Source organism: Pseudomonas fluorescens (assembly GCF_902497625.1).
In the GTDB taxonomy this organism is placed as follows: domain Bacteria; phylum Pseudomonadota; class Gammaproteobacteria; order Pseudomonadales; family Pseudomonadaceae; genus Aquipseudomonas; species Aquipseudomonas fluorescens_BQ.
This window is the reverse complement of record NZ_CABVGX010000031.1, coordinates 17112-31358: the sequence shown is the minus strand read 5'-3', so window position 1 is coordinate 31358 and position 14247 is coordinate 17112. Positions and strand designations below refer to the sequence as shown.

Sequence of the window (14247 nt, the reverse complement as noted above, 5' to 3'; positions counted from 1 at the left end):
GTGATCGCAAGCGAGCCTGCTCTACGGATAGACCGTGGGCGCGGCGCGTTCGCCTTTGATCCTGGCGTGCCCTCGAGGGGCCACGCGCAGGCTTTGCACAGGGGCACCCTGACAATCAGGACAACATATCCTGCATCAACTCCTGCAACACATCCAGATCGAACGGCTTACCCAGAATCGGCGCCTTGCGCGTTATCGGACTGTCCGTCTCACGAATCTCCTGCGGGTAACCACTGATAAAAATCACCTTCAACTCTGGCCGCAATTTCACTGCGGGCTCAGCAATCTGCACCCCGGAAATACCTCCCGGCAGGCGAAAATCGGTAATCATCATATCCAGGTGCGGTTTGCTCGCGAGAATCTCGAACGCCTGCTCGCCGTTTTCCGCCTGCAACACCCGGTAACCCTCCCCCGACAAATAGGCAGAAAGCACCATCAGGATGGAGGGGTCATCTTCGACGATCAATACGACGTCTTGCGCATCTTCACTCATGGGAAGCCTTTGTTCGGTCAATAGCTGCTGATACGACCGTAGGGTCGATCAGAGGTTGCGTTTATCTGGCTGATTTCCTACAGCGGCAGACAAACACGAAACAAGGCGCCTTCGTCAATCCGGCTCTCGACGGTAATGGAACCGCCATGGGCGGTCACAATCTGTTCCGAGATGAACAAGCCCAGACCCAATCCAGCAACGGCATGCTTGGCCGTTACCCGTTCGAATTGCTGGAAGATACGCTTCTGGTTTTCCTCGCTGATACCGATCCCCAGATCTCGTACTTCCACGCGCGCCTCCGTGCCCTCACTGTACACCTTGACGCTGATCGGGCTCTTGGCGCCGTAACGTAAAGCGTTGGTGATTAAGTTGGAGATCACCTGCTCGATGCGAAATTCATCCCAATTGCCAATCACCGGATATTCGGCGTCCAGAGTAACCGAAGATTCGGCGGCGTCTATCTGCGGGGTAAAATTCTGCAGCAGCTCGCGCACCAGCTTCGACAGGTCAAACCGCGAAGGCCTGATCGACAGTTTGCCCGTGCGAATACGGGACACGTCAAGCATATCCTCGATCAGGCGAATCAGGCTTTTGATCTGGCGTTCGTCGCGGTCAACCATCGCGTGCATCTTGTCCAGCGAGAATGCTGCGGCGTTATCCCGTGCCAGGTGCATCTTGCGCAGCTGGGTTTCCAGAATCAGGCCATTGAGCGGCGTGCGGACTTCATGGGCGACAATCGACATGAAGTCATCGCGCATACGCACCGCCTGCTCAAGCTCCGCCTGAGTGCTTTGCAACTTCAGCAGCAGCGCCTCCTGCTCCCGCCGGCTGCGCTCCAGGGCTATGACCTGTTCCTTCATGGCTTTGCTCTGGCGAAACAGATCGACGAAAACGTTGACCTTGCTCTTCACCGCATGGATGTCCAGCGGTTTATAGAGAAAGTCGACGGCGCCGCTTTCATAACCCTTGAACGCATAGTTGAGTTCACGGCCTGCCGCACTGACGAACACGATCGGGATGTTCTTGGTTTTTTCCGTGCCGCGCATCAGTTCAGCCAGCTCGAAGCCGTTCATGCCCGGCATCTGCACGTCAAGAATGGCCATCGCGAACTCGTGCTGCAGCAACAGCGACAGCGCCTCGTCCGCAGACAAGGCTTTGTAGACGGTGCGGTCTTCGCGCTTGATCAGCGCCTCAAGAGCCAGCAAGTTTTCCGGCAGATCGTCGACGATCAGCAGTTTGGCCTGGATGTTACTTAGCATGCGATTCGTTCCAGCTCGACTAGCAGACGGCCGATGCCGCGTATGGGGAGAATATGGTCTGGCTGATGGGAATCCAGCGCCGCCAGAGGCATGGTCGCTACCTGGGCATCCAGCGGGTCCTGCACAATGGTCAAACCGCCACGTTGATGAACATGGGCCATGCCGGCCGCGCCGTCACGATTGGCGCCGGTCAGCAACACTGCGGCCAATCCTTGACCAAAAACATCGGCAGCCGATTCGAACAGGTAGTCGATGGCGGGCCGCGAATAGTGCACGCGATCTTCCAGACTCAAGGAAAAAACCCGCTCTTGCTCCACCGACAAGTGATAGCCCGGCCCGGCGAAATACAATGTTCCGGCTTCGATCGGGGTTTTATCCCGGACTTCCACCACCGGCATTGCCACTCGCCGCTCGAACACCTCCGCCAAATGGCTACGGCGCTCGTCAGGCAAATGCAGTACGACAACAATCGGCAACACGAAACCGGTGCGCAATGGACCGAGAATGGTCAGCAAGGCCTCTACACCGCCCGCCGAGGCGCCAATCACGATAGCCTCGACGCGGGGCAATAGTGTTTTAGTGCTCATGACTTGCGGTAGATCCGTTCTTGTTTGACCAGGGGCTCGAACTGTTTGGCGAAGGCCGAGAAGTCCGTGGTTTCCTTGCTGCCCAGAACCAGGAATCCGCGATGGCAGAGCGACTCATGGAACAGTCCAAAAGCTCGGTCCTGCAGTTTTTTATTGAAATAAATCAATACGTTACGACATGAAATTAATTGAGTTTCTGAAAACACGCTGTCGGTCGCCAGGCTGTGGTCGGCAAACGTCACGTTCTCGCACAATGTCTTGTCGAAAATCGCATAGCCATAAGCAGCGGTGTAGTAATCGGCGAACGACCGCTGGCCACCGGCCTGCTGATAATTGTGCGTATAGGCGCGGACATTCTCCATCGAGAAGATGCCCTGCTTGGCTTTATCCAGCGACCGCGGATTGATGTCGGTGGCGTAGATAATCGTGCGATCGAGCAGGCCTTCTTCGCGCAACAGAATCGCCATCGAATAGACCTCTTCACCCGTGCTGCAACCGGCAATCCAGATCTTGATCGATGGATAGGTCTTGAGTAGCGGCACCACTTCCTGGCGAATCGCCAGGAAGTGTGACGGATCGCGAAACATCTCACTGACCGGGATCGTCAGCAATTGCAGCAATTGCATGAACGCCGTAGGGTCATGCAGGACCTTTTCCTGCAGCGCAGAAATGGTCGCGCAGTCGAACTGTGTCAGCGCGTGGCTCACCCGACGCTTGATTGAAGCGCCGGAATAATCGCGAAAATCGTAGCTGTATTTGAGGTAAATCGCCTCAATCAACAGCCGCAACTCGATTTCGCTATTGCGCCCCTCGAAATTGGTGCGTTCCACTAAATGCGTTCCATCTTCGGTAACCACACACGAATCAGTGAGAACAATCGATCAAGGTCGATGGGCTTGGCCAGATAATCGTTGGAGCCGGCCTGCAGGCAGCGCTCCTGATCGTCTTTCATGGCTTTCGCGGTGACGGCGATGATCGGCAGCTTGCGCCAGCGCGGGTCTTGACGGATCAAGGTCGTTGCCTCGAAACCGTCCATCTCCGGCATCATCACGTCCATCAACACCAGATCGATGTCCTCGACTTCATTCAGTTTTTCAATCGCTTCACGGCCGTTTCGACCAATGACCACGACTGCCCCTTTTTGCTCCAGCGCGCTGGTCAGGGCGAAGATGTTGCGCACATCGTCATCCACCAACAGCACCTTACGCCCTTCGAACACCTTGTCGCGGCTGCGGGCGGTCTTGAGCATCCGCTGCCGCTCATGGGACAACCTTGATTCAACTTTGTGCAGAAAGAGTGTGACCTCGTCCAGCAAACGCTCCGGCGAGCGTGCGCCCTTGATGATGATCGAGCGCGAATACTTGCGCAGCTCGGCCTCCTCGTCGCGGGTCAGGTTGCGTCCGGTATAGACGATCACGGGCGGGAAAGAACAGATATCCTCGGTCGACATACGTTTAAGCAGATCGCCGCCGAGCATGTCCGGCAGCTTCAGGTCGATAATCATGCAGTCGAAAATGGTCGTGCGCAGCATGTCGAGAGCTTCCTGAGCAAAACCGACGGCGGTGATCTCGATATCATCGTCGCCGATCAGCCGCGCGATGCTGTCACGCTGCAGGTCGTCATCTTCTACCAGTAATACGCGCTTGACCTTTTGCGTCAATTTGGCTTCAAGGCGGGCAAATACGTCCTTGAGCTCCTCGCGGGTGGTCGGCTTGACCGCGTAACCGATCGCGCCCATATGCATCGCAGCTTCGACCCGGTCTTCCACGGAAATCACATGCACCGGGATGTGCCGGGTTTCAGCGTGCTCCTTCAAACGTTGCAGCACGGTCAAGCCGGAATGGTCCGGCAGACGCATGTCCAGCAGGATGGCATCCGGAAGGAATTCACTGGCCAGGTCATACCCCTCATCGGCACCGTGCGCGACCAGGCAGTGGTAGCCCAGTTCATGTGCGAGGTCATAGAGGATGCGGGCAAAATTCGGCTCGTCTTCTACCACCAGAATGCAACGGTTGGCGAACGGCGCGTTGGCCCGGTCATCGTCGAAACGCGGGATATCGACGTCCGCAATCAGCGGTACCAGCGCGGCCGGTGTCGCTTGCTGGGGCTTGACCGCCTCCGGCAAGACCGTCATCGGCGTGATCGGGTCTTCCCCCGATTCAACATAGTGTTGCGGCAACACCAGGGTGAACACGCTGCCCTGCCCCGGCTGGCTGCTCACGCTGATCGAACCACCCAGCAACGCCGCCAGATCACGCGAGATCGACAGGCCCAGCCCCGTGCCGCCGTAGCGTCTGTTGGTGGTGCCATCAGCCTGGCGGAAAGCTTCGAAAATGCTTTCCTGCTGATCGGCGGCGATGCCGATGCCCGAGTCGCGGACGACGAAGGCAATGCGGTTGCCGGGCTGACTGGCGACGCTCAGGCTGACGGAGCCCTGCTCGGTGAATTTCACCGCGTTCGACAGCAGGTTCTTGATTACCTGCTCAAGGCGCTGGCGGTCGGTATAAATCAACATGGGCGCGCCGGGCTGCAATTCCACCTGCAAATCCAGCTTTTTCTCGGTCGCCAGCGGCTGGAACATCCCGCGCAGGCCATCGACCAGACGGGCCACGCTGGTATTCTCCGGGCGCACATCGAGCTTGCCGGCCTCGACCTTGGAGATGTCGAGAATGTCGTTGATCAAATTCAACAGATCGTTGCCTGCAGAATAAATCGACTCGGCAAACTTGACCTGCTCGGCGCTGAGGTTGTCCTGCGGGTTTTCTGCCAGCAGCTTCGCCAGAATCAACGAACTGTTCAGCGGCGTGCGCAGTTCGTGGGACATGTTGGCAAGGAATTCGGACTTGTACTTGCTGGAGCGTTGCAACTCGTCGGCGCGCTCTTCAAGTTGCATTTGCACCTGATTGAGCTCGGTGTTTTTCACGTCCATGGCGTCGCGCTGATCGGCCAGGATTTGCGCCTGTTCGGCGAGTTGTTCGTTGGTTTGTTCCAGCTCGACCTGCTGGGTCTCCAGATGTGCCTGGGATTCCTTGAGGATCCGCGACTGCTCTTCCAGTTCTTCGTTGGCGGTCTTGAGCTCTTCCTGTTGCACTTGCAACTCTTCGTTGAGTTGCTGGGTTTCGGCAAGCACTTCCTGCAGGCGCTGGCGATAACGCGCAGCCTCGATAGAAGTGCCAATGTTGCCTGCAATCAGTTCCAGCAATTCGACGTCGCGCTCATCCAGCGGACGCAGGAAACCCAGCTCGATAACGCCATTGACCCGCTCGTCATCGCTGGTCGGCACGACCAGCACGCTGTGCGGCAGGCCTTCGCCCAGACCTGAGCTGACCTTCAAATAGTCATCGGGCACGTTGTCCAGGCGTATAAGGCGGTTATTTTCCGCCACTTGCCCGACAATCCCCTCGCCGCTGTAGATCTGTTGATCGCGCTCTTCCTGCTCCCGCGAGAAGCCATAAGTGGCGACGCGCTTGAGGCCGCCGTGCTCTTCACGCACATAGAGCGCCGCCACGGCGCTATCGAGGTATTGGGCGCAGAATTGCAGAATGTTACGGCCCAGCAGATTGAGCGACAGTTGTCCCAACACTTGCTCGGCCAGTTCGGTCTGGCCGTTGCGCAGCCAGGCTTGTTGCTCCAGACGCCGGGCGCTCGCCTGTTGCGCAGCCAGGTTGGTGCTGTAGTTTTGCGAAAGGTTCACCAGATCCCGGCGGCCAATGTACGCGAGCAAGCCGCTGATGCCGACGATGAACAGCACGTAGAGGCTGATGCTCCAGATCGTGGTACGGCGCACTTCAGCGTTACGCGAGGTACGCAACTGCTGTTCCATGTCGATCACGTCTTCGAACTGCTTACGGATTTCATCGGTCAGGCGCTTGCCGCGCCCTGCCTTGACCGCGCCGCGGTAGTCACCGCTGGTGCGTTGCAGCTCGATCATGCTCTGCGCGTACTCAGCCCATTCGGTTTGCAGGGCCTGCAGCCTTTTCAGTCGATCGGTTTGTACCGGGTTGTCGTTGGTCAGATCGAGCAGTGTATTGAGGGCGACGGTGACCCTCGGCCGAGCGGTTTCATAGGGTTCGAGAAACTTCTCGTCGCCACTGAGCAGAAATCCGCGCATGCCGGTTTCCAGATCGACGGTCAGCTTGATCGCCTCATTGGCGTTATTGATCACTCGGTCGGTGTGCTCGACCCATTGAATTACCGACAGCAAATATGTGATCAGCGACACAAAGAAAAACGCGCTCAGCACGCCCACGCCCAACGGCAGGCTGACGTTGCGGCTCAAAAGTTTGCGGAATCGTTGCTCATCAACCGAAGACGCCGTGGTCATAAGGAAGCCTTGTCGAACCAGTGAAAACCCGGGAGTTTGCCCCAGAACGGCTACATTTTTCCAATCTTCTCACGTGTTTTTGCGCAAATCCCTACATTCAGCTGCTCTCGGGCATCGTAGCGGTTATCCTTGGGGGCCGTTGTGCAGCTATTATTTTTGCAGTGAGCCTGGGAACTTGTCGGGTTCTGCCAGTTACTCATGCAAGGCTTCGACACTTTTGATCGATCGCCCAACGCACTTTCCATTTTGAGAGCCCCACTATGTCCACCGAAAAATCCATCATCCTGGTCGTTGAAGACGACAACATCGTGCGCATGCTGATTGTCGATGTTCTTGAGGAGTTGGAGTACCAGGTGCTTGAGGCGGACGGGTATGAACAGGCGCTGGAATTTCTCAATGATGAAGATCAGCACATCGACCTGATGATGACGGATGTCGGGCTGCCCGTGATGGATGGCAAAGAGTTGGCTATACAGGCGCGCATGGTTCGTGCCGATCTGCCGATTCTGTTTGCCAGTGGTTACGCCGAAAGCCTGGAGGTGCCCGCCGGTATGCAAGTCATTGGCAAACCCTTTTCGATTGACGCGCTTCGCGACAAGGTCAAAACCATTCTCGCCTGAAACAGTACGCAAGGCCGCTACCCGAAACGTTCCTGGTGCAACGCCGGAACGGCACTTATAGCGGCACCGCTGGGGCGGGCCAACATCAGATCTCGTTCGCAAGCCCACAGCATGAAATTGTTGTAACTGTACCGCGGCTTTATCCATCGATTCTTTTATTTCCTCAAGAAACAAAAAGACCACATTACCATCTGGCTTAAGTCGCACAGCAGGCTCAACCTGCAACTGAAGAACTTATAACACTGGTTAAGTTCGCACCAACTGTTTCATCTAGAAAATAAAAGGATTTATTGATGAATAACTTTGCCCACGACGGCATCAAACCGACCACCCTCGACACTTTACAAGCAGATCTGGAAACCCTTGCCCACGCCAATAAACTCGAAAAAGAATTTATTACCCAAGCTCTGACAAATGCATTCACCGTCCTTCCAGACCCCAACATTGAATTCAGACTTTGTGAACTGGTTATTCCGGCACCCTATGAGAGCTCGCTGCTGCTGGCTCAGCGAGCCGGGCAATCCAAACTAAAGGGCATATTGAGCAGTGCTCAATTCCAGGAGCTCGAAGCGCTGTCGTCTCTGCCGGACACTGCCACCTACGTATGCGATGACAAAAAAAACCTGCGCGTGCTGGTCAACGATGAATACATGCACATTGATGACCTGTTCAAGGAAAATGATCTGCTCAGCCGCGAGCTCGATGAGCTCGGTATCTATGCGGGCCGGGCTGGTGGCTTCATCTATAGCACCGATGAGATGAACGCCGAGCAGTGGTTTCGCTTCTATGGACATCCGATGCCCTCCACTGCCCGGCAACTGGCAAACCTCATTGATTTTCTGACCAGAAAACGCCCTCGATTACCCGGCAACGGTAACTATTACGATCTCTTGCAAGGACCTGGAGTTTCTCATACTGCGCTGTCCCGGGAACAAAGGAAAAAGATCGTCGCGTTGACTGCACATTATGGGATGACGAAGGCAGGGCAATTGCTGAGCCAACTGGTCAAAACCGATGTTTATACGATCGCCAGCTTTAGTGTTGAGCCCGATCAATACTTCATTGAGCTGTGGCAAAACCTGGTGCCCGTGAATCTCGCTCAGGACTGTATCGACGCCCTGGATTGGTATGGCAGCGAAAATGACGATACACCCCATCCAAAGGATCTGCAGCAGCTCCTCATGGCGGCTATCGTACTCAACATTGATAGCGACATTGGCGAGTTGGAAACTGCAGGCCGTGTGCAAGGCTATGAGCTTTACCAGTCAGCAAATGTAGCCCTCCACCCCTATCAGGTATTACGCAATCTGGAACAGCACCTGATCGCCGGCAATCTCATCGAAGCTTCAGCCGCCGCCGTCGCCGCCTACATCCTGGTAGCCGATCAAGCACCTGAATTTGTGGTCAGGGACATTCCGGAGAATATGACCATTGATTCACCCGCGTGGGTAGCACATGGCATGAGCGTGTCGAAGATTGAAAGTATGGTGCCAGGGTCTTGCAGAAGGATGACCTATGCGCAAGTGCAGGCATACGCCGATCTTGGGCCGCTCGATGATCATCTCGAACAACAGTTTGCAATGGCTGTAATCTCCCCGCTGCTGAACTGGGGGTCGGTCAACGGCCTCATCGCCTGCAACGTTAATGGTGAATATAGCGCAGATGATTTAAATACAGCACAGACGTGTTATGCGCAGTATACGCACGCTCTGGAGCAATGCAGTAATGCGTTTAGCACGCCACTGCCGACTCGTAATGAGATGGCGTTAAAGGAACTGCAGAGAGCTATGCCCGATGGCGCTTACCTGACCAACAAATACTACATTCACAAAGACTTGCCAAAGAGCCGGAAAATATCAATCCACGAGCTGTTCATGTCGGGTGATCTTCTGATGGAGGGATGGACAGGGCTTCGGCTGTCGAGTTCTATCGGTAGTACTTTCGAGCCCTTTGAAATAAAACAAGTTGAACCATACATACAGCGACTGCAAAATATCCACGTTCTGTATAATCAGACATTCGACAGTTACTTCAAACAGTTACAGCTGGCAACGGCCACGGCACTGAAGCTTGCCCTGACGAAAATGCCAGAGAAAGACCGAATTCGCCTGGAATACGGCGCGCTCAGCCTGTTCACCGTTCGCCGACCGGTTCCCACTGGGGTGACGCAGGAAACCCAGCGATTGCGAGACAAATATCGGGGTCGCTACGGGGTCGTTATCTGTTCTTCCCTTGGTGCCAAACGTTACTACTATGAATTGTTCACCTTGCGCGCCGAATGTATAAGCCGACCTGATCTGGTGGATGTATTCGCGGTAACCGCCACCGAATATCTCACCCCGACCCAGGCCGTCGACAAGGATGCAAAACAGTGGAAGGCCCGCGAGATGGAGTGGCCGCTGGATGTTAATGCCTATCTCAACGGCACCAAACCGGTTAAAAACATCAACAGCCTCGTCGTCGTCGAAAAATTGTATGAATCCAATGAAAAGTTGATCGCACCAAGGTCCAGAAGCCATCTCGATTCGTTTTTCTCGAAGCGCTCAGCTGACACGGTGGCCAGGATCATTGAGTTCTTCCCACCGGCCAGGCGTAACGAACTCTACGATCAGGGGTACGGAGTCGCGCCACTGGAGGCGGCCCGCAAGAACTCCGAAGAGCGGGTTGACCTGATGCTTAATCTGATCATCCCCTTCAAGAGTTGTATTGAGGACCTGACATCGGGTGACCCTGAGCGTGAGCAAGCCGGGGTTTTTGGCTGTGCACTGGATGGGTTGGCGATAATGGGGGCCGTAGCAGGTGTGGCTCCAAAATTTGCCAGCATTGTGATGAAGACCGGGAGTGTGCTGTCAAGATCGATCGCCCTGATCAGGCTGTCGGCAAGTTTCGCACTGAGTTTGATAAACCCGCTGGATGGGTATCCGAGTTTGTTCAAGAAAGGGGCGAGCATCACCAAACAGGGCGCTTTGTTGATCTCCGGACGGGGAGCCATGGCTTCCAGCAGGGCCACTCGAAAAATTCGATCGATAGGCGGGATGCACGATGCGCTCAATGCAGCCAGGTGCTTCGGCAACGCCGATCTCAAGCTTGCGCGATTGAGCACTGTCGCGGAACTGTCCCAGGCAACAGACGTGTTGCTGATTAAAAGAGGGGTCGACTGGTATCAACTGGACCTTGAAACTCACCAGGCCCGTGGAGCCAAAATTACCAATTACAGGGATCTGTCGGCTATGGGAGCGTCTGCGTTCGCCTGATCCGCACTTGTCGCAGCGACGCGGGGCGCGGCGCTCGGCGCCCGTCCCTGCACGCGACTCGCAGCAGTGGGTTCACTACCTATGATTTAATGCGATTTTATGCCGTTGCTTTAAGGAAATTGCATTCATGAACCTACCCCGCGCAACCAAGGTCCTGATGATTGGTTACGTCTGGCCCGAGCCTCGTTCCTCCGCAGCGGGCGGGTACGTGATGCAACTGCTCAGGACGTTCCTGCAACAAGGCTGGGACGTGACTTTCAGCAGCCCGGCCGGCGCTGGCGAACACCAGGAGGACCTGACTGCGCTGGGCATTCGAGAAGTGGCGATTGAACTGAACAACAGCAGCTTTGACACTTTCATCAGTGATCTGGCGCCGGACATTGTCGTGTTCGAGCAATTCATGATGGAGGAGCAATTTGGCTGGCGCGTCGAAAAACACTGCCCCGACGCCTTACGCGTTCTGGCGACGCAGGATTTGCAAAGCCTGCGGCATGCCCGGCATCAGCGCCTCAAGGACCGGCTTGCAGCCAGCCAGGATGGCAACGATTTCAGAGAGTTGTTCGCGCCCGCGTTGCCAGAAGAGTTTGCACTCATGGCCAACACCGATCTGGCCAAGCGCGAGATCGCCGCGATATATCGTTGTGATTTGAACCTGATGATTTCGCAAGTGGAGATCGAGTTGCTGGTCGAGCAGTTCAAAGTGCCGCATGCTTTGCTGCAATGGTGTCCATTGATGGTGAATCTTCCGGAGTCAACGCCGGCCTCCTTTGAAAGCCGCTCGCATTTCCTCAGTATTGGCAACTTCCGCCATGCGCCCAACTGGGATGCCGTGTTGTGGATGAAGACAACGTTATGGCCGATGATTCGTGAAAAATTGCCGACTGCGCAGTTACACATCTATGGCGCTTACACGCCTCCCAAGGCCACAGCATTGCATAACGCTGCGCAAGGCTTCCATGTGATGAACTGGGCAGAAGATGCCTTGCAAGTCATGTCGGCCGCGCGGGTGTGTCTGGCGCCCCTGCGCTTTGGTGCCGGCATCAAAGGCAAGATCGTCGATGCGATGCTCTGCGGTACGCCGAGTGTCACCACGCCGATCGGTGCCGAAGGCATGCATGGAGATGCTCCTTGGCCCGGCGCTGTCGCCAGCACGGCGCGGCAGCTGGCCGAACACGCGGTACGGCTCTACAGCGACGAGCAGCAATGGCAGAACGCACAAGCCCAAGGATTTGCGCTGTTGCAAGAACGTTATCAGCAATCGGTTCATGGTCCGGTACTGATCGACAGGCTGATGCACTGCCGACAACAGCTTGATCAACTGCGCACCCACAATTTTACCGGGAGCATGCTGCGTCATCATCAGCACAAGAGCACTCAATACATGGCGCAATGGATCGAAGCAAAAAACCGCCCTTAGTGAACAGCCCGCGCTTTACCAGACGACACGAATGGAGATTGTCGGCAGATACTTGTTGTATCAAGCCGACACTTGGCCGCTTTGCCAAGGCGGATTATATAGTCAGCCGTCGCGCTGGATAACATCAAGGCTCGGCTTGATTCCATCACTCTTATCTCCAGGACGGAGAGAGACGTCAGTCACAAAGGAATGCACATGACTCGTACCGCAACAGATCATCTGAACAAGAACACCTGGATGAGCAATGTCCTCAACATCGACACGCTCAGACTGACCGATATTGTCTGGCCAGGCGCACATAACGCCGGAATGGATAAAAAAGCACCCAACTACGAAGTGATCGTCGGCAACTGGACGACCTGTCAAAACGATTCATTTGCCTGGCAACTTGCCAATGGCGCGCGGGTGTTCGACATACGCCTCGGTTATCGCGAAGCCGCCGATCAGTCGATCTTTTATTTTCACCACAATGGCTTTCAGTCGCACCGGGTCCTGGACGACATGATCGAAGCGCTGGTGTCGTTCCTGGACACCAACAGCAACGAGTTTGTCGTTCTGGATCTGCATCAACTGGGTGATGGTGATAAACCTTTCAATCACCAAAAGCTGGGGGACATTCTGCTGGACCGGCTTGGGACGCGCCTGATTCCCTGGTACGACTCGGCCAAGACGGTCGGGCAACTCAAGGAAACCAGTTCACGACGCAGAATTGTCATCTCGGCTGTTTCCAGGCCTGGCCTGGATGGCGAATACTTCTGGCCGAACATTCCGCATAAATGGTCTGGCAGCGATATTACCGATACAGATCAGTTGCAACGGCTCATCGTGAAGACGCTTGCAGAAACGCCAAACACCTCGTTCCTGTGGTCGCTGTCGGCAACGACCTACACCCGGCTGGGCGGCCCCCAACATATCAAGAACCACATCAACGACTGGTTCAGCACCTCGGGCGACTGGGTCACTCGATGCAGCATCATCAATACTGACTTTTTCGAAGAGTCCAGGCTCGTTCAATATTGCTGGAGCGCCACCAGCATGAAAGCGGTTTACGGTGACCGGCTGCATGCCCGGCCCTGAGTCGACTGGCTTGGCACTGGCATTAACCGTCATGAAAAGGGCATGATCGGACCTGCGATAACAATAAAAGCAGCCTGACATGAACCGAACGGCCAGAGTCACCGACCCTTCCTACGAGTTGATGGATGACCACAACGGGTTGTCCATCATCTATCGTCAACATGGTTTTCCGTGCCCGCTGGTGCGCTGGCACTTTCACAAAGAGTACGAGCTGCACCTGATCGTCGCCAGCTCCGGCAAGGTCTTCATTGGTGATTACATTGGCAATTTCTACCCGGAAACATTATTCCTCACCGGCCCCAACCTGCCGCACAACTGGATCAGCCAGGTAGCCGAGGATGAAGTGGTACCCAAGCGAGACATGCTGGTCAATTTCACCGATGAGTTGTTCGAAGGCGGTCATCAGGTATTTGCCGAACTGAGATCGCTCGCACCTTTGCTGGAGCGCGCCCAGTACGGCATTGAATTTCGCTGCAAACATACGATTCGCCAGGCCACCGATTTGATGCAGCGGATCGCCGACTCGAGCGGAGTGACCAGGCTTGGACACTTCTTTATTCTGCTGGAGCTCCTGGCCGCAACCGACGATTATCAACTGCTGTCGGGCGCGACAACCCCGCAACTGGCAGACGAACATAATATTGATCGCACCAACCGGGCGGTGGATTACATCTTTGCCCACTATGCTCGCGAGTTGCCCCTGGAAGAGGTCGCGGGGCATCTGGGCATGAAGCCGACTTACTTCAGCCGTGTGTTCAAGCAGGCGACCGGCCGGTGCTTTATCGAGTTCGTCAATCGGTTGCGCATCAGCAAGTCCTGCGAGTTGCTGGCCGATGGCGATAAGCCGGTGACCGATGTGTGCTTCGAATCAGGCTTCAACAATATCTCCAACTTCAACCGGCGTTTCCAGCAGCTCAAAGGCATGACGCCGTCTCACTACCGGCGCCTGGCGGTGCAGCGGCTAACTGAGCAGAATCACAGTTGATGGAAGGTCAAAAGATAGCAGGCTGCGCCAGCTGCTACAGGGAATTGCGTTTCAATGTAGGCGCTGGCGCAGCCTGCGATCTTTTTTGAAGGTTGAAAATCTGTACACAAGCCACCCTTCCTCACTGGCAACTTCGCCGTGTCACGCACCTCCTGCAGAACCCAGTGCAAAATAGTATCGGTCCAAGTGCGATGGATGATTTGTTTCATCGGCTAATCAAGGCTGTAATCA

General features: G+C 55.5%; 11 protein-coding genes. 5 read left to right on the top strand and 6 right to left on the bottom strand.

What is annotated here, in order from left to right; translation table 11 throughout:
• Positions 1-115: 115 nt before the first annotated feature.
• The 5 genes from F8N12_RS18640 to F8N12_RS18620 form a co-directional block, all read right to left on the bottom strand.
• Entirely contained in the window at positions 116-493 is a 378-nt protein-coding gene (locus tag F8N12_RS18640) for a response regulator (protein WP_010460444.1), read from the bottom strand.
• 77 nt (positions 494-570) lie between these two features.
• Entirely contained in the window at positions 571-1752 is a 1182-nt protein-coding gene (locus F8N12_RS18635) for a hybrid sensor histidine kinase/response regulator (protein WP_150581785.1), read from the bottom strand.
• A complete protein-coding gene (locus F8N12_RS18630) occupies positions 1746-2339 on the bottom strand; it encodes a chemotaxis protein CheB (protein ID WP_150581784.1) in 594 nt (197 codons plus the stop codon). The genes F8N12_RS18635 and F8N12_RS18630 overlap by 7 nt, the downstream gene beginning before the upstream one ends.
• Positions 2336-3169, bottom strand: coding sequence for a CheR family methyltransferase (locus F8N12_RS18625; protein ID WP_150581783.1), 834 nt, complete (start codon positions 3167-3169; stop codon positions 2336-2338). The genes F8N12_RS18630 and F8N12_RS18625 overlap by 4 nt, the downstream gene beginning before the upstream one ends.
• A complete protein-coding gene (locus tag F8N12_RS18620; RefSeq protein ID WP_150581782.1) occupies positions 3169-6663 on the bottom strand; it encodes a response regulator in 3495 nt (1164 codons plus the stop codon). Before F8N12_RS18620 ends, F8N12_RS18625 begins: the two co-directional genes overlap by 1 nt.
• 260 nt (positions 6664-6923) lie before the next feature.
• Between F8N12_RS18620 and F8N12_RS18615 the strand changes: the two genes are divergently transcribed.
• The 5 genes from F8N12_RS18615 to F8N12_RS18595 all read left to right on the top strand — a co-directional run bounded on the left by F8N12_RS18615 (position 6924) and on the right by F8N12_RS18595 (position 14016).
• Positions 6924-7283, top strand: a complete 360-nt coding sequence (locus F8N12_RS18615) for a response regulator (protein ID WP_150581781.1) — start codon at positions 6924-6926, stop codon at positions 7281-7283.
• 293 nt (positions 7284-7576) lie between these two features.
• Entirely contained in the window at positions 7577-10537 is a 2961-nt protein-coding gene (locus tag F8N12_RS18610; RefSeq protein ID WP_150581780.1) for a hypothetical protein, read from the top strand.
• Between the two features lie 127 nt (positions 10538-10664).
• Complete coding sequence (locus tag F8N12_RS18605) at positions 10665-11954, top strand: glycosyltransferase (RefSeq protein ID WP_150581779.1); 1290 nt, start codon at positions 10665-10667, stop codon at positions 11952-11954.
• A gap of 195 nt (positions 11955-12149) precedes the next feature.
• Positions 12150-13031 (top strand): phosphatidylinositol-specific phospholipase C domain-containing protein, encoded by an 882-nt coding sequence (locus F8N12_RS18600; protein WP_150581778.1) that lies wholly within the window; start codon positions 12150-12152, stop codon positions 13029-13031.
• Positions 13032-13110: 79 nt separating this feature from the next.
• Positions 13111-14016: an AraC family transcriptional regulator gene (locus F8N12_RS18595; RefSeq protein ID WP_150581777.1), complete on the top strand. Its 906-nt coding sequence runs from the start codon at positions 13111-13113 to the stop codon at positions 14014-14016.
• On the opposite strand, the gene F8N12_RS18590 is transcribed toward F8N12_RS18595, so the two are convergent.
• The gene (locus F8N12_RS18590) at positions 14007-14225 is read right to left on the bottom strand and encodes a hypothetical protein (protein WP_150581776.1); all 219 of its coding nucleotides are present in this window, start codon (positions 14223-14225) and stop codon (positions 14007-14009) included. The genes F8N12_RS18595 and F8N12_RS18590 overlap by 10 nt on opposite strands.
• Positions 14226-14247 lie beyond the last annotated feature (22 nt).